General features: G+C 74.7%; 14 protein-coding genes. 3 read left to right on the plus strand and 11 right to left on the minus strand.

Going from position 1 to position 22782, the window contains the following annotated elements; all coding sequences use genetic code 11:
• Positions 1–110: 110 nt before the first annotated feature.
• The 8 genes from CELGI_RS13050 to CELGI_RS13095 all read right to left on the minus strand — a co-directional run bounded on the left by CELGI_RS13050 (position 111) and on the right by CELGI_RS13095 (position 13366).
• Positions 111–1133: a LacI family DNA-binding transcriptional regulator gene (locus tag CELGI_RS13050; RefSeq protein WP_013884604.1), complete on the minus strand. Its 1023-nt coding sequence runs from the start codon at positions 1131–1133 to the stop codon at positions 111–113.
• Between the two features lie 351 nt (positions 1134–1484).
• Positions 1485–5762 carry an immunoglobulin-like domain-containing protein gene (locus CELGI_RS16600; protein ID WP_013884605.1) on the minus strand — a complete coding sequence of 1426 codons (4278 nt, stop codon included), beginning with the start codon at positions 5760–5762 and terminating at the stop codon, positions 1485–1487.
• 197 nt (positions 5763–5959) lie between these two features.
• Positions 5960–6802: a pyrroline-5-carboxylate reductase gene (proC, locus tag CELGI_RS13060; protein WP_049785652.1), complete on the minus strand. Its 843-nt coding sequence runs from the start codon at positions 6800–6802 to the stop codon at positions 5960–5962.
• Between the two features lie 168 nt (positions 6803–6970).
• Positions 6971–9163, minus strand: a complete 2193-nt coding sequence (locus CELGI_RS16605) for an HlyD family efflux transporter periplasmic adaptor subunit (protein WP_013884607.1) — start codon at positions 9161–9163, stop codon at positions 6971–6973.
• Positions 9156–10106: a hypothetical protein gene (locus CELGI_RS13080; RefSeq protein WP_013884608.1), complete on the minus strand. Its 951-nt coding sequence runs from the start codon at positions 10104–10106 to the stop codon at positions 9156–9158. The genes CELGI_RS16605 and CELGI_RS13080 overlap by 8 nt, the downstream gene beginning before the upstream one ends.
• A 44-nt stretch (positions 10107–10150) precedes the next feature.
• Complete coding sequence (locus CELGI_RS13085) at positions 10151–11383, minus strand: ABC transporter permease (protein ID WP_013884609.1); 1233 nt, start codon at positions 11381–11383, stop codon at positions 10151–10153.
• On the minus strand, positions 11380–12126 hold the full coding sequence (locus CELGI_RS13090; protein WP_013884610.1) for an ABC transporter ATP-binding protein: 747 nt from the start codon (positions 12124–12126) through the stop codon (positions 11380–11382). The genes CELGI_RS13085 and CELGI_RS13090 overlap by 4 nt, the downstream gene beginning before the upstream one ends.
• Positions 12119–13366: an efflux RND transporter periplasmic adaptor subunit gene (locus CELGI_RS13095; RefSeq protein WP_013884611.1), complete on the minus strand. Its 1248-nt coding sequence runs from the start codon at positions 13364–13366 to the stop codon at positions 12119–12121. The genes CELGI_RS13090 and CELGI_RS13095 overlap by 8 nt, the downstream gene beginning before the upstream one ends.
• Before the next feature lie 146 nt (positions 13367–13512).
• Here CELGI_RS13095 and CELGI_RS13100 point away from each other — a divergent pair, with 146 nt between their 5' ends.
• Positions 13513–14901, plus strand: a complete 1389-nt coding sequence (locus tag CELGI_RS13100) for a cryptochrome/photolyase family protein (RefSeq protein WP_013884612.1) — start codon at positions 13513–13515, stop codon at positions 14899–14901.
• 7 nt (positions 14902–14908) lie between these two features.
• Here CELGI_RS13100 and CELGI_RS13105 read toward each other — a convergent pair whose 3' ends face one another.
• From CELGI_RS13105 to CELGI_RS13115, 3 genes are all read right to left on the minus strand, one after another.
• Entirely contained in the window at positions 14909–16474 is a 1566-nt protein-coding gene (locus tag CELGI_RS13105; protein WP_013884613.1) for a DUF7059 domain-containing protein, read from the minus strand.
• Between the two features lie 17 nt (positions 16475–16491).
• Positions 16492–17187 (minus strand): ThuA domain-containing protein, encoded by a 696-nt coding sequence (locus tag CELGI_RS13110; protein WP_013884614.1) that lies wholly within the window; start codon positions 17185–17187, stop codon positions 16492–16494.
• 112 nt (positions 17188–17299) lie between these two features.
• Positions 17300–19615 (minus strand): sodium-translocating pyrophosphatase, encoded by a 2316-nt coding sequence (locus CELGI_RS13115; protein WP_013884615.1) that lies wholly within the window; start codon positions 19613–19615, stop codon positions 17300–17302.
• A gap of 216 nt (positions 19616–19831) precedes the next feature.
• Here CELGI_RS13115 and CELGI_RS13120 point away from each other — a divergent pair, with 216 nt between their 5' ends.
• Complete coding sequence (locus CELGI_RS13120) at positions 19832–20395, plus strand: sigma-70 family RNA polymerase sigma factor (protein ID WP_041574756.1); 564 nt, start codon at positions 19832–19834, stop codon at positions 20393–20395.
• The gene (locus CELGI_RS13125) at positions 20392–22674 is read left to right on the plus strand and encodes a hypothetical protein (protein WP_013884617.1); all 2283 of its coding nucleotides are present in this window, start codon (positions 20392–20394) and stop codon (positions 22672–22674) included. The genes CELGI_RS13120 and CELGI_RS13125 overlap by 4 nt, the downstream gene beginning before the upstream one ends.
• The last annotated feature ends 108 nt before the right edge of the window (positions 22675–22782 follow it).

Here is a 22782-nt window from a genome sequence, read left to right on the forward strand (position 1 = left end):
TGCCCACGAAGGTCACCTCTCGACGGTGAGACAGTGCGTGGGCGTCACTCTAGGAGCGGGTCGCAGCAACCCGCAATGGTTTTCGGTCTTTTCGGTGAACGGGTGTGCGCCTACACGCCCGAGCTGCGCCGGACGACGATCTCCGGCGGCACCAGACGCGGCGCCCCGGGCTGCGCACCACCCGCGATCGCCTGTCGCACCACGTCCACGGCCAGGCCGCCCAGGCGGACGAAGTCCTGCCGGACGGTGGTCAGCGGGGGCAGGTAGTGCGCCGAGCCGACCTCGTCGTCGAAGCCCACGAGCGCGACGTCCTGCCCGACCTGGACGCCCGCCTCCCAGAACGCGTGCTCGAGACCGAGCGCGAGCTGGTCGTTCGCGGCGAAGATCGCCTCGGGCAGGCCCGTGGCCACCAGCGACCGGCCGACCTCGTACCCCGAGTCGGCGGTCCAGCCGGCCGTGACGGGCTCCTGCACGCGCACGCCCGCGGCCGCGCACTCCTCGCGCCAGCCCGCGAGCCGGTCCTGCGCGTCGTACCAGTCGAGCGGGCCGGCCACGTGCAGCACGCTCGAGTGCCCGCGCGCCAGCAGGTGCCGGGTGGCCAGGCGCGCACCGAGCCGCTGGTCCACGCCGACCGTGCGCACGCCCGAGCTCGCCGGGATGTCGAGCGTCGAGGAGATCAGCACCACCGGGACCGTGACCTCGAGCCCGGCCACCGCCTCACCGACCTCGCGCGTGGGGGCGATCACCACCAGGGCGTCGACGCCCTGGTCCAGGAAGTGCTCCACCGTGGTCCGCATGGACTCCGCGGTGAACCGGCGCATGGTCGCGACCGAGACGTACCAGCCCGCCTCGCGCGCGGCCTCCTCGAACGCGACCAGCGTGCTCGTCGGGCCGTACAGCGCCGAGGCCGGGGTCACGACGCCCAGGGTGTCCGTACGGCGCGTCACGAGCGTGCGCGCAGCGCTGTTGCGCCGGTAGCCCAGGCGTGCGATGGCCTCCTGCACGCGCTCACGCGTCTCGGGGCGCACGCTCGGATGCCCGTTGAGCACACGCGAGACCGTCTGGTGCGAGACCCCCGCGGCCAGCGCCACGTCGCTCATCGCGGGTGGCCGTGCGCTCGTGTCGATCGGCACCGATGACTCCCCTGGTCGGCGACGCGACGCGCCGCGTGCTCATGTCACCGGAACCGGTGCCACGTTCCCTCCCCGTACGTTACGGCCACGGCCGCCTCGCGGACCCCGGACGTTCCGCCCGTGGTCGCGGGTCGTGGCCGCCGGCTGCGCCGACGCGCGGGGAGCCTGCGGGCTCCCCGCAGTCAACCACCGCCGCACCGTCGCCGCAATCGGTTTCGGCTTTTCGGCCCCGACGCGGCCGTCCGCGCCCGTCGGACGGCCGGACAACGGCGCCGAGCGCGGTCGGCAGGCGACCGCGCTCGGCGTCGTTCCAGGTGCTCCCGCGCGCGCTGCGGCGCGCGGGTGTGCAGGTCAGCGCGGGCTGAGCGTCCGCCACGCCGACGTCACCGAGGCGACGTCGGCCGTGTCGGTCGGCAGGAACTGCGCCTTGACCTTGATGGCGGTGGTGCGGGACGTCGGCAGCGTGAGCCGGACGACGCCCTTGGCCGACGCCGGCAGCGTCACCGTGCGCACCGAGGTGCCGAAGGTGATCTTCACCTTGCCCACGGGGTAGCTGCCGTTGTCGAGGACGCCCACCTTCACGACGACCGTCGGGCGCGTGCCCTTCGTGAAGGTCGTGCTGGTGACGGCGATCGACGTCGGCTTCGCCTTGCGGACCGTCACCTTGACGGGCGACGACGAGCTCGAGGCGACCGTGGAGGTGCCCGAGTAGACCGCCGTCACGAGCTTGGTGCCGACACCCGTCAGGCGCAGCGTCGTGGTCGCGACGCCCTTGACGACCGTGGCCGTCCCGAGCTTCTGACCCGAGGACCAGAATGCGACCGAACCGGTGGCGCCACCAGTGACACGTGCCGTGAACGTGACCTTCCCGCCGTGCGGGACGGCGGACACGGAGCGCGTCAGCGTGACGGACGAGACCGCCTTGGCGACCGTGACCGTGTACGTCGCGGTGACCGTGCGGCCCGCGTCGGCGAACGACACCGTGACGGTCCGCGTCCCCGGCGTCGTCGCCGAGAAGCCCGTGACCGTGACGTCCGCGGCGTCCACCGCGACCGTCGTGCCGTCCGAGTACGTGACCGTCCCGGCCAGGCCGGCCAGGTCGATCGCGTCACCCACGCGGTAGGACGTGCGCGGCACCGACGTGAGCACCAGGCCCGTGGGGACCGGGACCTCGATCGTGAACGCACCCGTGCTCGGCGCGATCTCCGCGGTACCCGCGAAGGCCACCGTGAGGGCGCCTGCGACGCCGGCCGGGACGGTCGCGGACGCGGTCGCCTCGGTGCCGGCGGTCAGCTGCACCGTCTGCGACCAGGTGCCGGCCGTGAACGTCACGGTGCCACCGACCTCGAAGCCGTCGGCGGCCACGACCGTGGCCGACGCCACCCGCGAGCGCGGGTCGTACGCGACCGTCGTCGTCGACGACGTCGCCTCGACGTCCGCGCCCGTGAGCACCTGCCACTGGTCGAGCGTGACCGGCATGACCGTGCCGTGCCGCGACGCCGGGAGCTGGCCCTGCGCGATCGACCACGCGCCCGACGCCAGGTCGTTGGTGCCGAGCGGGAAGTACCCCGAGCCGCCGTAGTTGTCGAGGTACAGGTAGTAGTCGTACGCGCTGGTGTCACCCGGGTTGGCCGCGAAGACCGTGGGGCCCTCGACCGCACCGTTGAAGCCCGCGGTCCGCGCGAGGCAGTTGGCGACGTTGGTCCAGCCGGTGTTCGCCTGCGCGCTCGCCTTGGTCGTGACCGTGGTCAGCGACGTCGAACGCTCCGCGATGATGTCGGTGCAGCCCGACTGGCCGCCCTCGTCCTTGGTGTACCGGTAGAAGTGGTCGCCGTCCTTGATCACCGTGGAGTCGATGCGCGCGGCGCCCGTGTCCTGCCAGATCTTCGGGGCCGAGAACGTCACGAAGTCCTTCGTCGTGGCGTACATCATGCGCGCGTAGCAGCCGGCGCCGCTCTCGGTGGTGATGCACGTGGAGTGCGTCGCGTCGGTGAACACGCGCGAGGCCCAGAACACGACGTACTCGCCGAGCTCGTCGTCCCAGTACGCCTCGGGCGCCCAGGTCATGCCCGCGGTGTCCGGGGAGACCTTGACGTGCCGCTGCTGCGACCAGGTCACCAGGTCCGTGGACTCCCAGATCTCGATGTACTGGCTGCCCCACTGCTGCGCGCGGCCCCAGTCGCCGTTGCGGCCGATCGACAGGTCGGTCGCGATGAGGAAGAACTTGTCACCCTCGTGCGAGCGCAGGATGAACGGGTCACGCAGACCCTTCTCGCCGAACTCGGACGTCAGCACGAACTTGCCGTCGTTGAGCTCGTTCCAGGCCAGCGCGTTGTTGCCGTCCGACGCCGCGAGGTAGATGTTCTCGCCGCTGACCGTGTTCGCCGTGAAGTACGCGAACGCGTAGCCCTCGTCGTCCACCTTGCGCGGCAGCGCCGGCACCGTGACGTCGATCGTGACGTCCTGCGACGCCGAGCCGAGCGTGAGCGTCGCCGTCAGCTCGGCCGTGCCGGCCGCGTGGCCGTACGGCGCGCGCTGCGGGTCGGCGTAGACGGCGCCGTCCTCGTCGACCAGCGCGACCACGGCGGCGTCCGACGTGGCCCACGTGATGGCCGACCCGTGCTCGGCGCCCTGCTCGGTGAGCGTGACGATGCTGCGCAGATCGTCCGCGCCGGCGACCTCGAGGGCAGCGGCGTCTTCCGCCACCTTCTCGGCCTCGCTCAGCAGCGCCGGGACCGTCACGACGAAGTCGCGCGTGAGCACCACACCCGCGCGCGTCGAGGTGGCGGTGAGCGTGACCGTGGCGTCGTCCTGGCCGGGTGCGGGCCGGGTGACCACGCCGGCCGTGGAGATCACGGCCGGGTTGGACGAGGTCCAGGTGACCGCGCCCGCGCCGGGCAGCGAGACGTCGGACACCACGGTCTCCGGCAGGTCCACGGACGCGAGCACCTGGTCGAACGCGAAGCGGGCGCCCTGTCCGGCGAGCGCGCGGGCGTTGGCGGGCGTCGCCGCGACGGAGTACACGCGCAGGCTGCGGAACTTGGCTGCGAGGTTGGTGTACGTCCAGCCCTCACGGTTGAGCCGCAGCACCGAGCTGCCGATCGCCGAGGCCGTCGTGGTGACGCCGGTCGCCTGGGCGACCTGCATGCCGTCGCGATACACGGTCAGCGTGTCGGCCGCGTCGTCCAGCACCACCGTGAGGTTCATCCACACGTCACGCGGGAGCGCGGCGTCCAGCTGCGCGGTCGCGACGACCGTGCCGCCGATCCGGATCACCGCAGCACCCTTGCCGGCCGAGTAGAACGGGTGGAACGACAGGTTGGTGGTGGTCGCGTTGCCGCCGACCGTGAACACCGTGCTGTTCGCGTTGCCGACCGTGGCCGAGGGGATCAGCACGTCGATCGACGTGGTCGACGAGCCCGTCAGGTCCAGCCCCGCCGCCGCGTTGTTCGCGAGGTAGGCGTCACTGCTCAGCTCGAGGTGCGTGGGCGTCCAGACGGGCGCCGTCATCGCGCCCGCGAACGTCGTCGTACCCGCGGCGGGGGTGCCGGGGTAGGACGCGTTGAGCGGGAAGTACGAGCGCAGGTCCGCCGTGGCGGGCATCGCGTCCTCACCGGACGCGAGTGCCTTGACCGTCACGGTGAACGGCTTGGTGACGGCCTGGCCCGCGACGGTCGCGGTCGCCGTCAGGGTCGCGGTCGCATCGGGCTGACCCTCCGCGGGGCGCGAGACCACGCCACCCGCGGTGACCACGGCAGCGTCGCTCGTCGACCAGGCGATCTGCCTCGTCGGCAGCGCCAGGTCCTTGGTCACCGCGGAGGTGTCGCCCAGGTCGATGCCCGCGAGGATGTCCGCCGCGGTGTCGGCCGCGTCGTCCGCGACGACGTCGGCCACCTGAGCCGCGGTGAGCGCCGCGCCGTAGATGCGCGTCTCGCCGATGGTGCCGGGGAAGCCCCGGTCGCCGTCGTACGCCGAGCCGCCCAGACGGTTGCGCGTGTGGTCGGTCAGCGTGGCCGGGTTGGTGGTGACGTTGGTGTTGGTCGCCACGAGCGCGCCGTCGACGTACAGCTTGAGCGTCGAGGACGTGCCGTTCGGCTCGATCGTGGCCGTGACGTTCTGCCACGTGCCGGGCGTCAGGACCTTGCCGCTCCACGTGGCGCTCTGCTCACCGGACCAGTGGCTGGGCGTCACGACCGTGCGCAGCGCGTTGCGGGGCGCGATGAACCAGCTGCCGGTGCCCGTGCCGCTCGAGGCGGAGTAGCCACCGAAGTTCCACAGGAAGTTGTCCGCCGTGTTGGCCGCGGCGTCCGCCTTGACCTGCATGGAGACGGTCGCCGACGCCTTGCCGGCCAGCAGGCCGTCCGGCAGCTTGACGTAGTTGGCGTTGGACGCGGCGCCCGAGAGCTGCAGGCCGCCGGTGGTCCAGGTGGGCGTGCCCACGACGGTGCCGTCGTGGGAGTTGCCCGAGGAGTCGACCACGGTGGCGCCCGTGGTCGCATCCAGCTCGTAGTGGGCGATCAGGTCGGCGGTGGGTGCCGCGGCCGACGCCGCCGGGACCATCCCGACGAGCGCGCCCGCGGTGACCGCGAGGGTGGTGAGTGCGGCAGTTGCCGCGCGAGGAAGCGTCATCGACATCCTTCGATCCGGCCGGCGACAGTGCCGGCGAGCGGGGGAAGCTCCACAGATGGGAACGTCACCAACGGAGGGTATGTGAGCGCTAACACCGTGCCAAGGGGGAGCCACCCGACCGGCTCAACCGTGACCGGATCGCAACCTCGGATTCCCTCAACCGGGCGTCCACCCGGCCGAGCGGGCCGTCCCTCGGATCAGGACCGGCCGAGCTCCCGCGAGCGGTCGAAGGCCGCACGGGCGGCCGCGACCACACCCGCGCGGACCGCGTGCGCGTCCAGCTGCGCGACCGCAGCCACCGTGGTGCCACCCGGCGACGACACGCGTTCGCGCAGCACAGCGGGGTGCTCACCCTGGGCCGCGAGCGCACCCGCGCCCTCGACCGTGGCGACCGCGAGCCGCGTCGCCAGGTCACGCGTGAGCCCCAGCAGCACGCCCGCCTCGGCCATCGCGTCGATCAGGTAGAACGCGTAGGCCGGGCCCGAGCCCGAGATCGCGGTGACCGCGTCCAGGTCCTTCTCGGCCACGCGGACCACGAGCCCGGTCGCGGCGAGCACGCGCTCGACGAGCGCCAGGTGCTCCTCGCCCGCGGCCGCGCCCGGTGCGATCGCGCTCGCCCCCTTGCCCACCACCGCAGGCGTGTTCGGCATGACGCGGACCACGGGCGTGCCCGCCGGCAGCGCCGACTCGTACGTGGCCAACGGCACCCCGGCGGCCACGCTCACCACCAGCGCGCCCGCGCGCAGCGCAGGCGCGACCTCCGTCAGGACCGCGGGCACCACGTTCGGCTTGACCGCCAGGAGGACCACGTCGGCGCGCTGCACGGCGTGCGCGTTGTCGGCACCGGTGCGCACGCCGTACCGCTCCGCGATCTGCGCGGCACGCTCCTGCGCGCGTTCGGTGACCTCGACCCGGTCCGCCGGCCACCCGCCCGTCAGGAGGGCCGAGACCAGCGCCTCGCCCATCACGCCGCCACCCAGCACCGCGACCGCGGGCGTGCCGTCGTCCTGCGCGTCCACGCCGTGCGCCTGCTCGACCATCGTCGTCCCACCCTCGTCGTCGGGCGTCGTCCCGGGGCCGGTGCGCGGCTCCCCCGCACGGCCCACGGACCGGACGGCGACGCGCGCGAGCCTACCGACCCGCGCGCGCCGCCTCCGTCCCGCGCCCGCCCCCGACAGGCGCACGCGGGACCGCCGACGGCCGCCGCCTCACTCCCCCGGGCGGCCGCCGAACCCACCCGGCGGCGCGAAGTCGCCGCCGAACCCGCCCGGTCCCGTCGGCACGGCGTCCTCGTCGTCGGACCCCGACAGGCCGGTCAGGCCGGACGACGACTCACCATCGGTCACCAGCTGCTGCGTGAGGTCCGCGAGCACCACCTCGTCTCCTGCCGTCAGGCCGTCGACGACCTCCGTGACCTCGCTGCCGACCGCGCCCGTGGTGACGGCCACCGCTGACACGGCCCCGTCGCTGAGCACGTCGACCGTCGTGGCGCCGTCCGCGACGTGCACGGCCGACGTGGGCACCGTCAGCACCTGGTCACCGTCCGCGACCGCGACCGTGACCTGCGCCGACGAGCCGTCGAACAGCCGCGCGTCCGTCGGGTCCACCGCGAGCTCGACCGTGTACGACGGCGTGGTGCTCGTGGTCTCCGCGTTGAGCAGCCCGATCGAGGACACCGTCGCCGTCAGCGGGTCGTCGGTGGTCCGGACCGTGACGTCCGCCGGCTGGCCGACCTCGAGCAGGTCGACCTCACCGAGCGTGACCGTGGACGTCACGACGAACCCGTCGCCGCCGACGATCGTCACCACCGCCGTGTCCGACGCCGCCGTCACGGCCGCACCCTCCTCGATCGAGACCGCGGCGACCGTCCCCGCGATCGGTGCCGTGAGGTCCGCGAGCGTGAGCCGGCTCTCCGCGACGTCCAGCTCCGCCTGCGCGAGCTCGATCGCGGCGCGGTCCGCCAGGACGTCCGCCGCGCTCGCCACGTCGTCCTGGGTGCCCGTCCCGGGCGTGTCCTGGCCCGTGCCGTCGCCCGTGCCCGGGTCCGTCCCGGGCGGGGTGGGCTCCGGGTCGGGGTCCGTCGGCCGGCCGGGGTCGGAGGGGTCGCCCGGGTCGGTGGGGTCGCCCGGGTCTGTGGGGTCGTCGGGGTCGGTCGGGTCCGTGGGGTCCGACGAACCGGCCGAGTCCCGGACCGCGTCCGCGAGCGCATCGACCGCCGTGTCGAGCGCGGTCACCCGGTCGAGCAGCTCCTGCTGCGCCGCGGCGACGCCCTGCTGGCCGGTCAGCACGTCGCCGATCGCGCCCTGGCACGCCGCGAGCGCATCCGGCAGCGCGGAGTCGTCGGCGGGCGTGACCGTGAGCGCGGTCGTCGCCACCGTCCCGTCCGGGCCCACCAGGGCGACGGCGTCCTGCCCGGCCGCGCCCGCGGGCACCAGGACACCCACGTGCACCGCGCCGTCGGTGGGCGTCACCTCCGCGAGCACCGTCCCGCTCGACGCCAGGACCAGCGTGTACGTCCCGCCGTCGGCGAGCGCGGCGACGCCCGTGGCGTCCACCCGCAGCGCCGCGCCCGCGGCGACCGTGCCGGGCGTGAGCGTGAGCACGTCGCCCGTCGACGGCGCGCCCGTCGCGGCCGCGGCGTCCAGCAGCTCCTGGCACACCAGTCCGGCCGCGGTCACGCCCTCTTCGCTGTCCGCCAGCAGCGCCGACGTGCTGCCGTACTGCTCCAGCAGCGCGGTCTGCGCCGCCCCGACCGCGTCGAGCGCGGCCTGCACCGCGTCGGGCAGCTCGCCCTCACCCGGATCCGACGGGTCCGAGGGTGTCGTCGGATCACCGGGCGCGCCGCTCGGTGCTGCGGTCGGCACCGCGGTCACGGTCTCCGACGAAGCCAGGGCGCCCGAGGCCGTGCCGGCGGCGCCCGTGCTCGTGCTCGTCGTGCTCGTGCTCGTCGTGCTCGTGCTCGTCGTGCTCGTGCTCGTCGTGGTCTGCGACTCCAGGTCGTCCTCGAGCGTCTGCTGCGCGTCGGCCAGCGCCGAGGTCGCGGCGTCCACGTCCGCCTGGAGGTCCGCGTCGTCGATCGTCGCCAGCAGGTCACCCGCGGCGACCGTGTCACCCACGCCCACCGCGACGGCCTCGACCGTCCCGGCCACCCAGAACGCGGCGTCGCGGCGCGCCGCGGACGCGACGGTGCCCACCACGTCCACGCCCTGCGCCACCGAGCCGAGCGACGCGGTCGCGGTGCGGTACCGCGCGTCGTCGCCCGAGCCGAGCGCGAGCGCGACGCCACCACCCGCGACGCACAGCGCGGTCGCGCCGGCCGCGACCGCCACCACGGCTCCGCGCGTGCGGCGGCCCCGGCGCCTGCCGGCACCACGACCCGACTCGCGTGCGGGGTCACGCATCGCCGGCCTCCTGCTCCGCGGTGCCGTCGGTGCCGCGGCGCGCGCCCGGGAACCGGCCGCCCGCGAGGCCCGTCGAGCAGCCCTGCTCACCCGGCTCCGAGACGGTGATGCTGGTCGCCTCGACCTGACCGCCGTCGTCCGCGGCACCGCGCACGGTGGCGCAGCGGCCGACGACGAGCGCGCTCACGTCACCCTGCACGGTGGTCGTGACCACGGTCGCGTCGTCGGTCGTGATCGTCGCGGTGCCCGTGGCGCCGTCCTGGTCGGTGGTCTCGACCGTGAGGGTCGCGCCGTCGACGGCCGTCACGACGCCCGAGGTGAACCCGCCGAAGCCGCGCGGGCCTCCCGCGTCGGGCACACCGCCGTCGTCCGGCTGCGGCATGTCGGTCGGCATGCCGGTCGGCATGCCCGCGGGCAGGTCGGTCGGCCGGTCCGTCGGGGAGCCGTCGGGCGCGCCCGGTCCGCCGCCGGCGCCGCCGCCCGGACCGCCGAAGCCATCTGTGCACACCCCGTCGACCGGCTCCGACACCGTCACGGTCGAGGCCGCCGCACCGGAGGGGTCCGCCGCCTCGTCGGACGACGTGCTGTCCTGCGTCGGGCCGCCACCGGTCACGGCGGTCACGCACGACCCGACGGTCACCGCCGAGAGGTCGGTGGTCGTGGTGACCTGCACCGCGAGCTCGGCGGTCCAGCTGACCGCGGTCTGACCCTCGTCGTCCCGGACCTGCAGCAGCGCGTCACCCACCTGGACGATCTCGCCCGACACGCCGCCGGGCTGGTCGCGCACGCCCGGCTGCGTCCCGGCCTGCGGTGCCGCGCTCGCGCGCGCGGTGGCCGTCGCCGCCGGCGCGGGTGCGGACCCGCCGCCGCACGCGGTGAGGGTCAACGTGGCAGCCCCGGCGGTCAGCGCGAGGATCAGGCGGGACGCTCGTCGCGTCGTCATGGAGGTCTCCTGTCGAACGGGTGGGGTGAGGGGGCGGCGCGGGCTCACTGCGCACGCAGCGCGTCGATCGGGGCGAGCCGCGCGGCGCGCGTCGCGGGGTACACGCCGAACACCAGGCCGATGCCCACGGCCACGGCGACCGAGCCGACGACGGCCGGGGCGGACACGACCACGGAGGTGTCCAGCAGCCCGGGCAGCCACGCGGCCGCCGCGATCCCGAGCGCGGCGCCCAGCAGACCGCCGCCGAGGCCCAGCACGGACGCCTCGACCAGGAACTGGCGCCGGATCGCCCAGGGCGGGGCGCCGAGCGCCTTGCGGAGACCGATCTCGCGCGTCCGCTCGGTGACCGAGACGAGCATGATGTTCATGACGCCGATGCCGCCGACCAGCAGTGACAGCGCCGCGATGCCGGTGAGCAGCACCGTCAGGGTCCGGTAGACCGCGGTCGCCGTGGAGACCAGCGAGTCCTGCGAGGCGACCGTGAAGTCCGCCGCGTCGGCCGACGCGCTGCCGTGCAGGTTGAGCAGGATCGTCGTGACCTCCTGCGAGGCCGCCGAGAGCTGGTCGCCCGAGGCCGCCTGCACGTAGATCGTCGAGAGCGCGTCGCGCTGGAAGCCGCCGACGAGCTGCTCGGACAGCGTGCTCAGCGGCACCACCGCGACGTCGTCCAGGTTGGCGTCGCCGCTCGACCCCTGCTCGGCCAGCACGCCCACCACGGTGAAGTCGGTCCCGGACATCGTCACGGTCTGCCCGACGACGTCGGTGCGCCCGAACAGCTCGGTCGCGGTCTGCGAGCCGAGCACCACCACGGTGGCCCGGTCGGCGTCGTCGTCGTCCGTGAGGAACTCGCCGCTGCCGATCACGCGCGAACGCACGTCGAGCCAGTCGGCGGTGGTGCCCGTGACGGTGGTGGTCCAGTTGGTGTCGTTGGCCTCGAGCGAGAGGCTCGTCTCCTTCTCGGGTGCGACGCTCGCGACGTCCGGGGCGGCGACGGCCGAGGCGAGCGCGTCCGCGTCCGACCGCGTCAGCGACGCCGCCGAGCCGAACCCCCCGCGCACGCCGTCCGAGGACGTGCTGGACCCGGGCGTGACGATCAGCAGGTTCGAGCCCAGCGCGCTGATCTGTGCGCTCACGTCACGCTGTGTGCCGAGGCCGAGACCCACCGTGAGGATCACGGCGGCGATGCCGATGAGGATGCCGAGCACCGTGAGTGCCGAGCGCAGCGTGTGGCTGCGGATGGCCGCCCAGCCCGTGCCCACGGTCTGTGCCCAGGTCATGCGTGGGCCCCCGGCAGCTCGGCGTGCTCCTGGGTCAGGCCGTCGAGCACGCGGACCACGCGCTGCGCGCGCGACGCCACGTCGTGCTCGTGCGTGATGAGCACGATCGAGCGCCCCTGCGCGTGCAGCTCGTCGAGCAGCGCCAGGACGTCACGCGTGGACGTCGAGTCGAGGTTGCCCGTGGGCTCGTCCGCGAGCAGGAGGTCCGGGTCGCCGACGAGCGCGCGGGCGACCGCGACACGCTGCTGCTGCCCGCCCGAGAGCTCGCCGGGGCGGTGGTCCAGGCGGTCGCCCAGCCCCACACGTTCGAGGGCCTGCATCGCGCGCGCGCGTCGCTCGGCCGTCGGGACGCGCCGGTACTGCAGCGGCAGCTCGACGTTGCGCAGCGCGGACAGCGACGGCAGCAGGTGGAACTGCTGGAACACGAAGCCGATCCGGCGGTTGCGGACCTCCGCGAGCTCGACCTCGTCGAGCTGGTCCACGTCCTCGCCCGCGAGGCGGTACTCACCCGCCGTGAGCGTGTCGAGGCAGCCGAGGACGTTCATGAGCGTCGACTTGCCCGAGCCCGAGGGCCCGACGATCGCGACGTACTCGCCGCGTGCGATCCGCAGGTCCACACCGCGCAGCGCCTCGAACTCGAGCGCCCCGGTGCGGTAGGTCTTGCGCGCGCCGGTGAGCTCGATGACCGGGTGGGTGTCCGCACGGCCCGGAGGCAGGACCCGCGCGGGCAGGAGGTCAGCCATTGCCCTGACCCCCCGGCCCGCCGACGAAGCCCTCCGGCATCTGCGGCATCTGCCCGCCGTCGAAGGCCGGCAGCCGGCCCTGCTGGTCCTGCGTGCCCGTGCCACCGCCGGTGCCGCCGCGCGTGAACACCTGCAGCACCACGGAGTCGCCCTCGGCGAGCCCCGACGTGATCTCGATCATCGAGCCGGACGTCTCACCCGTCTCCACGGTGACCGTCGACTCGCTCCCGTCGGCCGCCAGGGTCGTCACCTGGGACGTGCCGTCGTCCGCCTGCGTGACCGCGAGCGCGGGCACCGTGAGCACGTCCGTGCGGCGTTCGTAGATGACCTCGACGTCCACGCTCACGCCGTCGTGCAGCGTCTCCTCGGGCTGGATCACGTCCACCGTCACCGGGTAGGACGCGACGCCCGACGTGCTGCTGGACACCAGGCCGATCTCCGCGACCGTGCCGTACAGCGTCCCGGTGAGGTCGTCGGACGTCATCTCCACCTGGTCGCCCACCTCGAGCAGCGCCACGTCGGTCTCGTCGACCGTCGTCGTCACCTGCCACGCCTGCGTGCCGACGATCGTGAACTGCGCCGACGAGGTCGCGGTGCTGCTCGTGCCCGTGCCCGCCCCGCCCGTGCCCCCGGTGCCCGCGCCGGCCTCGCCCGCGCCCCCGCCTGAGCCGCTGGACCCGCTCACGACGTCCCCGACCGCGACGTCGACCGCGGTGACCAGCCCTGCGGCCGGTGCGGTCAGCCGGGCGTCGGCGAGCGCGTCCTGCGCGGCGTCGTACGCCGCCTGGGCCACGTCCACCTGCGCGGCGGCGGCGTCGACCTGCGCCTGTGCGACGTCGGTGCCGTCGTCGGCGTCCTGCGCGTCCGCCAGGCGCGCCTGCGCCTCGACCAGCGTCGCGTTGGCCGAGAGCAGCGCCGCGTCCAGCTCGAGCGTGTCCACGGTCGCGAGCCGCTGACCCGCCGTGACGGTGTCACCGACCGCGACGTCGACCGCCGTGACCGTCCCCGACACCGCGAAGGCCACGTTCTCGTTGACCGTGGGCGTCAGCGTGCCGGTGCCGGTCACGGACTTCTCCATGGTCGTCAGGCTCGCCTGCACCGTCTGCGTCGTGGGTGCCGCAGTCGCCGCCTCCGCGGGCTCGCGCCACCAGATCCACCAGGCGCCGCCGGCGAGCAGTGCGAGCACCACCACCGCCGCCCCGCCGCGCAGGAACCACCTGCGTCTGCCGTGCGTGCGCATCTCCACCCTTCCGACGGTCCGTCCGGGGGCGAACGTAGGGAGAGGACCTGGGGCGGGGATGTGGCGGACCTGTGAACAGGCTGGGAGACGCCGCAGGTCACAGGCCCGGACGCGCGCACGCCACCCCGGCGGGCTAGCGTCGCGGGATGCCCGCGGTGCACTGGTTCCGGCGCGACCTGCGCCTCGCCGACAACCCCGCGTTCGCCGCAGCCGTCGACGAGGCGCGTGCGGCCGGCGACGAGGTGGTCGGCCTGTACCTCCTCGATCCGACTCTGTGGCGCTCGTCGGGAGCACCGCGTCTGGCGTACCTCGCCGCGACGCTCGCGGCGCTGGACCGCGCGTGCGGCGGGCGGCTCGTCGTGCGGCAGGGCGCCGCGAACGACGTGGTGCCCGCCGTCGCACGGGAGGTCCGGGCGAACGCGGTGCACGTGACCGCAGCGACCGAGCCGTACGGACGGCGCCGGGACGCCGCGGTCGCGGCCGCGCTCGGAGACACCGCGCTCGTGCCCACGGGGTCCCCGTACGCGGTGGGTCCGGGCCTGCTGAGCACGCGCGCGGGTGACCCGTTCCAGGTGTTCACGCCGTTCCGGCGCGCGTGGCTCGACCACGGGTGGTCAGCGCCCGCACCGCGGCCGCGCGACGTGCCCTGGGCCGCGCTGCCGTCCGAGGGCACCCCGCACGCGCCGGCCACGGACGTCGCGCTCCCCGAGGCCGGCGAGGAGGCCGCGCTCAGCCGCTGGGCCGACTTCCTGCGCGACGGCCTCGTCGGGTACGCCGACGCCCGGGACCGGCCCGACGTGGACGGCACGTCCGTCATGTCCATCCCGCTCAAGTGGGGCGAGATCCACCCGCGCACGCTGCTGGCCGACCTCGCCGCGGTGACCGCACGGCCCCGAGCGGGCGGCCCGTCCGGCGACGACGTGGCGCGGTTCCGGTCCGAGCTCGCATGGCGCGAGTTCCACGCCGACGTGCTGTGGCACCGCCCGGACGCGCGCACACGCTCGCTGCGCGACGTCCTGCCCGACGACGCGTGGGCGCACGGCCCCGAGGCCGACGCCGCGTTCGACGCGTGGGCGCGCGGCCGCACCGGCTACCCGCTGGTCGACGCGGGCATGCGGCAGCTGCTCACGACCGGGTGGATGCACAACCGCGTGCGCATGGTGGTCGCGTCGTTCCTGGTCAAGGACCTGCACCTGCCCTGGCAGCGCGGCGCCGCGCACTTCTTGGCGCACCTGCTGGACGGCGACGTCGCGCAGAACCAGCTGAACTGGCAGTGGGTCGCCGGCACGGGCCGCGACGCCGCGCCCTACTTCCGCGTGTTCAACCCCGTGACGCAGGGCGAGAAGTTCGACCCCGCGGGCGACTACGTGCGCCGGTGGGTGCCCGAGCTGCGGCACGTGACCGGCGCCGCGGTGCACCGGCCCTGGGACCTGGGCCTGGACCGGCCCGACGACTACCCCGACCGGATGGTCGACCACGCGCGCGAACGTGAGCAGGCGCTCGCGGACCTCCAGCGCGGTAAGGCCACCCGCTGAGACGACGTCACGCGGGCAGCAGCAGACCGTCCGCGACGAGTCCCCGGACCGTCGGCAGCACCTCGCCCGCGACCACGTCCGCACCCACGCCCAGCAGCGCACCGAGTGCGCCGACGATCTGCCCGACGGAGAGCTCACCGTCGCACGCCCCCACGAACCCCGCGGTGGCCGTGCCCAGCTGCACGGTCCGGCCCAGCCCGCCGCCCTGCCGCAGCAGCAGGACCTGCGGGTCGTCGTCGCCCGGCGTCAGGTACCGCTCCTCGGTGACGTCGGGTGCGACGACGAGGTGGGCGGCCGCCAGGGCGTCGTCGTCGCGCACCGCGAGCCAGTCGTGCGCGGCCAGGCTCGCAGCGATCGCCGGGCCGAGCGGCTGGCGCACGGTGCCCGTGACCTCCTCGAGGCGGCGCAGGCGCGCGCGCGTCTCGTCGGACGGGCGGCGCAGCGTCACCACGCCGAACCCGATCGCCTCGACGTCCCGTGACGCGAAGTCGTCCAGCCACGCGCCGTAGCGCGCGGCCCATCCCGCGGGGTCGCGCTCGGGCGTCGTGCCTCCGTCGCGGATCCACGTCTCGGCGTACTGCGCGGGATCCAGCACCTCGCGCTGCACCACCCACCCGTCCAGCCCGCTCGCGTCGAGCCACGCACCGACGCGCTCGTCCCACGTCTGCCCGCGCCGCACCTCCCAGTTCCCCAGCAGCTGCGCGACGCCGCCGGGAGCCAGCACGTCCCCCAGGCCCGTGACCAGGTCACGCACCAGGTCGTCGCCCGCGCGCCCGCCGTCGCGGTACTCGTACGCGGGGACGTCCGCGCGCCGCGGGGTGATGACGAACGGCGGGTTGCTCACCACCAGGTCGAACCGCTCGCCCGCGACCGGCTCGAGCATCGATCCCGCGCGTAGGTCCAGCCGCTCCTCGTCGAGGCCGACGAGCGCCGCGTTGAACGCCGCGAACGCGAGCGCCCGCTGCGAGATGTCCGTGGCCGTGACGCGGCCGACGTGACGCGCGGCGTGCAGCGCCTGCACGCCGCAGCCCGTGCCCAGGTCGAGTGCCCGCGCACGCTCGTCTCGGACCGTGACCTGCGCGAGCGTCGTGGACGCACCGCCCACCCCGAGCACGTGGTCCGTGCGCAGCGCACCGCCCGTCGCGAGCTCGCCCGGGTCGGACGCGATCCACCACGTCGCCTCGCCGTGCCCGTCCACCGCCGCGTACGGGCGCAGGTCCACGCGCGCGCGCACCTCGTCGTCGGCGCCGTGGCCGGCCGCCTCCACCAGGCCCAGCCGTTCCGCACCCGCGGTGCCCGTGCGGGCCAGCGCCGCGTCCACCCACCGGCGCGGCACCGCGCACCCGAGCACGAACAGCCGGGTCAGCGCCGCGAGGCGCGCGTCGCCGCCCGCGCCGTCCCGCTCGAGTGCCGCACCCGTCGCCCGCAGCGCGGGCACCGGCTCCTCGCGGTGCAGCGCGGCCGCCGCGACCGGGCCCAGCAACGCCTCGACCTCCTCGACGCCGTAGGCGGCGTCGGTCAGGTCCGCGCGCAGCGCGTCGATGAGTCGTCGGTCGGTCCCGGGCGCGTCCACGGCCCCATCCTCGCCCGTCAGGCGGGCTGCAGCAGCCAGGTGAGCTCGCGGTGCAGCAGCGCCGCGCGGTCCCCGCGGTAGGCCGCCGCGTCGTGGCCCAGCGCGTCGTACAGGACTCGCCCCGGTCCGGGAGCGACCCACACCACCGGGTGGCGCCCTGCGGTCCGGGCGCCGTCGGCCTCGGCCGGGTCGACCGTGGCCACGACGAGCGCGCGCACGTCAGGTGCCACCGCGAGGTCCGCGTACCGCTCGTCGTCGACCGTGAGCGTGCCACCGCCCGGCAGCCCGGCGGTGACCGGGTGCGTGTCGTCGACGACGTGCAACCGGGTCCGACCCCGTGCGGGGTGCCACGAGCGGCCCTCGACCCACCGGCCGCCGATCGTCGCGGCCCAGCGCGGGTCGTCGGCGAACGCGTACGCCGCCTGGTGCAGCGCGAGGACCGCGGCGCCCGCCGCCACGGCCGCCTGCCGTGCGTCGTGGAACGCGCGCCACGCGTCGTCGGGCTGCGCGGCCGCGTCGCCACCGGCGGTCACGACGAGCAGGTCGGGGGTCCACGCGCCCAGCTCGGCGAACGTCGTCGGGCGCGTGGAGCGGATACGCACGTCGTGCCCGAGCGAGCGCGCGGCCCGCGCCACCTCGTCGCCCTGCGCCGCGTGGTCGTGCCACTCGTCGGCGTACCGCCCCGCCCCCACCAGCACCAGCACCGTCGCCACGGCCCCACCCTGCCACGCCGCACCGGCGCCCTGCCGCCCGGGGTCACACGCCCGGGTACGACGACGGCGCGGCACCCCCGGAGGGGACCGCGCCGTCGTCGTCGGGCTCAGGTCACGGCACCTTGGCGGGCTCCGACTCGGCGATGGCCTGGCTCAGCGCACCCTCCTGGTCCACGCGCGCGGCGCGCAGCCGCGACGCGATCACGGCCCCGAACGCGATGAGCGCCGCGACCACCGCGATGGTCAGGCGCAGGACGGTGTTGGCGTCCTCGCCGATCGAGACGGCCACGACCGCGGGGGCGATGAGCAGCGCCACCAGGTTCATCACCTTGATGAGCGGGTTGATCGCGGGCCCCGCGGTGTCCTTGAACGGGTCACCCACGGTGTCGCCGATCACCGCGGCGGCGTGCGCGGGCGAGTTCTTGCCGCCGTAGTGCCCGTCCTCGATGATCTTCTTCGCGTTGTCCCACGTGCCGCCCGCGTTCGCCAGGAACACGGCCATGAGCACGCCCGTGCCGATCGCCCCCGCGAGGAACCCCGCGAGCGGGCCGATGCCCAGCCCGAACCCGACCGCGATGGGCGCGAACGCCGCGAGCAGTCCGGGCGTCGCCAGCTCGCGCAGCGAGTCCCGCGTGCAGATGTCCACGACCTTGCCGTACTCGGGCCGCACCTCGTGCGTCATGATCCCGGGGTTGTCGCGGAACTGGCGGCGCACCTCGAACACGATCGCACCCGCGGCGCGAGTCACGGCGTCGATCGCCAGGCCCGAGAACAGGAACACGGTCGCGCCGCCCAGGATCACGCCGACCAGCGTGACGGGGCTGATGATGTCGTACCGCATCATCGCCGCGACCAGGTCGTCGACCGGGCCCCCGGCACCGCCCACCTCGCGCAGCTTGCTCTCCACCGCGTCGGCGTAGGAGCCGAACAGCGCGGTGGCCGCGAGCACGGCCGTCGCGATCGCGATGCCCTTGGTGACCGCCTTGGTGGTGTTCCCCACGGCGTCGAGGTCGGTGAGGATCTGCGCACCCTCCGGCGTCACGTCGCCGGACATCTCCGCGATGCCCTGCGCGTTGTCCGAGACGGGCCCGAACGTGTCCATCGCGACGATCACGCCCACCGTGGTGAGCAGGCCGCAGCCCGCGAGCGCGATCAGGAACAGCGACAGCCACACGGACCCGCCCGCGATCAGGAACACGCCGCAGATCGCCGCCGCGATGATGCCCGCGGTGTAGACCGCGGACTCGAAGCCCACGCCGATCCCGGACAGCACCACGGTGGCCGCGCCCGTGCGGGTCGTCGCCGCGACGTGGAGCGTCGGCTTGCTCGTCGTGCCCGTGAAGTACCCGGTGACCCACAGGATGACGCCCGCCAGGACCACGCCGATCGCGACCGCCGCGGTCGCGATGAGCCGCGGGTCCCCGCCGTGCGTCTCGAGCCCCGCGGTGCCGCCCGTGAGCTCGGCGAACGACGACGGCAGGTAGGTGAACGCGGCGATGCCGGCGAGCAGCACGCCCACCACCGCCGAGGTGTAGAAGCCGCGGTTGATCGCGGTCAGCCCGCTCTCCTCGCCCCGGACGCGCGTGATCGCGACGCCCAGCGCGGCGACGAGCGCACCCACGGCCGTGACGATGAGCGGGAACACGAGCCCCTGCTCGCCGAACGCCGCCTTGCCCAGGATCAGCGCCGCGACGAGCGTCACCGCGTAGGACTCGAACAGGTCCGCGGCCATGCCGGCGCAGTCCCCGACGTTGTCGCCCACGTTGTCCGCGATGGTCGCCGCGTTGCGCGGGTCGTCCTCCGGGATGCCGTGCTCGACCTTCCCGACGAGGTCGGCACCCACGTCCGCCGCCTTGGTGAAGATGCCGCCGCCCACGCGCATGAACATCGCGAGCAGCGCGGCCCCGAAGCCGAAGCCCTCGAGCACCGCGGGTGCCTCGCCCCGGTACAGCAGCACCACGCCCGCGGCGCCCAGCAGGCCCAGGCCCACCACGGACATCCCGACGACCCCGCCGGTGCGGAACGCGATGCGCGCCCCCTCGGCCCGACCGCCCGGCGTGGACGCCGCGGCCGCCACGCGCAGGTTGGCGCGCGTCGCGAGCCACATGCCCAGGAACCCGATGGACGCCGAGAACCCCGCCCCGATCAGGAAGAACACCGAGCGCCCGACCTTGACGCCCCCGTCCCCCGGCAGCAGGAACAGCAGCGCGCAGACCACCACCGCGAACAGCGCCAACGTGCGGAACTGGCGGTTCAGGTAGGCCGAGGCCCCCTCCTGCACCGCCCTGGCGATCTCCTGCATCGACGCCGTGCCCTCGCCTGCGGCCAGCACCTGCCGCCGCAGCACCGCTGCGACCACCAGCGACGCGACTGCCAACCCCGCGATGACCCCGACGATCGCCAGGCTCGTGGAACCGAGCTCGACCATGCACCCTCCCCCGGACACGGACGCACCCCCCGCGCGCCCGTTCAGCGCGGCCCCGTTGCCGCGCGATCCGCGCAGTCTAGCCACGGCGTGTCACGGGGACGCGACGGGCCGACGACGCCTGGCTGACGCGAGATCGACGCGCCGGTGCAACCTTTCGGCACCCGCCGGACGTCCAGGTGATGAAGGGTGTGGTCCGACGAGGTGGAAGGGGGCGAGGTGCCGCACAGGGCAGACGACGTGCTCACCGAGCTGGTCCACCGACGCGGACCCGCGCTCGTGGCGTACGCGCACCTGCTCAGCGGGGACCACGCGGCGGCGCAGGACCTGGTGCAGGACGCCCTGGTCCGGGTGTTCGGCCGGCTCCGGCGCGGCTTCACCCCCGACTCCGCCGAGGCCTACGTGCGCCGCGCGATCCTCACCGTGTTCCTCGACGACCGCCGGCGTCAGGGCCGGTTCGCGGGCGTGCGGCACGTCGTCGCGACGCCCGACGAGGCCCCACCCGAACCGCCGGCCGACGCCCGCCTGGACCTGCGCACCGCGCTCGCCACGCTCGGCCCGCAGCACCGCGCCGCCGTGGTGCTGCGCTACTACGACGACCTGACCGTGCCCGAGGTCGCCGCCTGCATGAACGTCTCCACCGGCACAGCCAAGCGCTACGTGCACGACGCCCTGCGTCGGCTCGAGGGCGTCCTGGGCCCGCTCGCCACCGGGGACGACGACGAGGCGACGGCCGTGGTGCCGCTGGCAGCCCGCTCCCGCGCGGGCGAGGAGGACTCATGAACGACGACCTGCGCTCGCGCCTGCACGCCCTCGGCGACTCACCTGACCTCAACCGGCCGGTGACCGACCTCGACGCGGTGGTGCGGCGCGCCCGAACCCGGCGTCAGCGCTCCGGCCGGATGCTCGCGGGCGGCGTGACCGTCGCTCTCGTCGTCGCGGGCACGGCCGCCGCCGTGCCCCGCCTCTCCCACGACCCACGGCCCGCGGTCGACCGCGACACCCCTGACCTCCCCGCCGCGTGCCTCCTCACGCCCGAGCAGATGGCCGCTCAGGACGGCGGCGCACCCCGGGATTGGAAGATCACCGCGACCCCCAGCGACTTCGGCACCCGCTCGCCCCGCACCAGCGGGCTGGAGGTGGCGCTCGACGTGGGTTTCCCGCTCTTCGCAGACCGCTCCGCGGACCTCCCGGAGCTGTCGGGCTGGATCTACGGGGTGACGACCGCGGTCGCGCGGGACGGTCGGGTGGTCGCCGTCCTCGGTGGCGACCCCGCTCCGACCATCAGCGAGGCGCAGAGCATGGCCGTGGACGTGACCCCCCAGCCCGTACCCCTGCGCACCGATGTCGAGGCACCGCTCATCTCGTGCGAGACGGGCGAGCGCACGGTGCTCGGCTCGGGCACGTACCAGCTGCTCGTCACGGTGACCGCGGCGCTGGTGCGGAGCGCCGACTCCTCGGGCGGCACGGAGATCACGATGGAGCGCACCGTGGTGCGCACGACGAGCGAGCCGCTCGACGTCGAGGTGACCGCGGGCAGCGACGCCGCAGGCCCGCTCGCGTGCGGCGCCACCGACAGCCGGCTGCACGCCCTCGCGGACCCGCAGCAGAACCCCGCGCCCGTACGCGTCACGGTGGACGCCGCGGCGTCGTCCGTGGCGAGCGGTGGCGACATCCACTTCACGACCACGGCCCACAACGACACCGGCGACCACCTCACCGGGTGGGCCGACCAGCCCCATGCGGTCCTCACGCGCGACGGTGCGATCGTGGGCGGGCTCGAGCCCTCCGAGGCCGTCGCCCTCGAGCTCGATCTCGACGCCGGGTCATCGGAGTCCTTCCCGACCTGGACGGGCCTGCGTGCGTGCACGCCCGAGGGCGGGAACGGAGCAGGTCTGCCCCCCGGGAGCTACGAGCTCTGGACCGTCATGGGCTTCACGGTGGGCACACCTGGCGCTGCGGCCGTACGAGACTGGCAGGCTGCCGGCGGCCCGTGGGCGCTCGAGATCACGGCCTCCCCGGACGGGCCCGACGAGCCCGTGCCGCCGGCCGCGTGCGGACTCGTGACCGAGGAGCTCGCAGCCGACGACTTCGGCATCCCGAGCCGGACCGAGCCCAGCGCGACCGAGCCGACAGGTGACGACCAGTGGCTCTCGGCCGAGTCGGAGGTCGTCGCGACGTCCGTGCGACCGGCGCTGGACGGACCGTGGCGGCTCACCACGCAGATCGACGTGGACCCAGGTCCGGGGAACGAGCTCCTGGGCCCGCCGGACGGCTGGACCTACGGGTCGACGGTCGTGCTGATGCAGGACGACGTGGTCGTCGCCGTGCTGGGTACGGGCACAGCCCCGCCTCGCGCCGACGCGCGAGACATGGACGTCGATGCGCCGCGGCGGACCTTCCCGCTCGCCACCGAGGTCGAGGCAGCGCCGATCTCCTGCGCCACGGGCGAGCGCGCCGTGCTCGAGCCGGGCCTCTACCAGCTCGTCTCGTCGACGACCGCGGGTGTGGTGGTCGACGACGACGACATCCGCGTGATCCGCGCGACCAGCGTGCCCGTGGAGGTGCGCGTCACCGCGGACTCGATCGCCGCCGGTCCCCTGGGCTGCGGCGCGACCGACGACGAGCTGCGCGCGCTGGCTGATCCACCCGTCAACCCGTCCCCGCTACGTCTTGCCGCTGCGCCCGCGACGGTGATCGGCGAGGGCACCCCCCTGACCTTCCCGGTCACCGCCACCAACAACGCACCGGGCCCGCAGGACGTCGAGGCGAGCATGCCGGTCGTCGTGGTGACGCGTGGCGGCACGATCGTCGGAGGGCTCGACGCCGTCGACGACAGGACCGTGGTGATCGCGGGTGATGCCACCCGCGAGCTCGAGGCGTCGACCGCGCTGCGCTCGTGCGGCCTCGCCACGCAGCCCGCCCCGCTCCCGCCCGGCACCTACGAGCTGTGGGTCCTGGTCCCGGTGGTCACCTCGCTCGCCGACTTCGCCCGCCCGGGCGACCAGGGCTCCTGGCTGACAACGGCCGGCCCCTTCCCCCTCCAGATCACCACCCCCTGACCCCCTCCCCTCACCCCCCGGGGGGCCGAGGATTGAGAGGTTCTGGCGACGAATCGCCACCAGAACCTCTCAATCCCGGCGCCGGGGGCGGGGGCGAGGGGCAGGGCG

Source organism: Cellulomonas gilvus ATCC 13127, from assembly GCF_000218545.1.
GTDB lineage: Bacteria > Actinomycetota > Actinomycetes > Actinomycetales > Cellulomonadaceae > Cellulomonas > Cellulomonas gilvus.

Bases quoted from the DNA above. Each gene is read 5' to 3' on its own strand.
- proC (WP_049785652.1), bottom strand. From the start codon at position 6,802: ATGGTCGAGCAGGCGCACGGCGTGGACGCGCAGGACGACGGCACGCCC.
- CELGI_RS13085 (WP_013884609.1), bottom strand. From the start codon at position 11,383: ATGACCTGGGCACAGACCGTGGGCACGGGCTGGGCGGCCATCCGCAGC.
- CELGI_RS13080 (WP_013884608.1), bottom strand. From the start codon at position 10,106: ATGACGACGCGACGAGCGTCCCGCCTGATCCTCGCGCTGACCGCCGGG.
- CELGI_RS13115 (WP_013884615.1), bottom strand. From the start codon at position 19,615: ATGGTCGAGCTCGGTTCCACGAGCCTGGCGATCGTCGGGGTCATCGCG.
- CELGI_RS16605 (WP_013884607.1), bottom strand. From the start codon at position 9,163: ATGCGTGACCCCGCACGCGAGTCGGGTCGTGGTGCCGGCAGGCGCCGG.
- CELGI_RS13090 (WP_013884610.1), bottom strand. From the start codon at position 12,126: ATGGCTGACCTCCTGCCCGCGCGGGTCCTGCCTCCGGGCCGTGCGGAC.
- CELGI_RS16600 (WP_013884605.1), bottom strand. From the start codon at position 5,762: ATGACGCTTCCTCGCGCGGCAACTGCCGCACTCACCACCCTCGCGGTC.
- CELGI_RS13125 (WP_013884617.1), top strand. From the start codon at position 20,392: ATGAACGACGACCTGCGCTCGCGCCTGCACGCCCTCGGCGACTCACCT.
- CELGI_RS13100 (WP_013884612.1), top strand. From the start codon at position 13,513: ATGCCCGCGGTGCACTGGTTCCGGCGCGACCTGCGCCTCGCCGACAAC.
- CELGI_RS13095 (WP_013884611.1), bottom strand. From the start codon at position 13,366: ATGCGCACGCACGGCAGACGCAGGTGGTTCCTGCGCGGCGGGGCGGCG.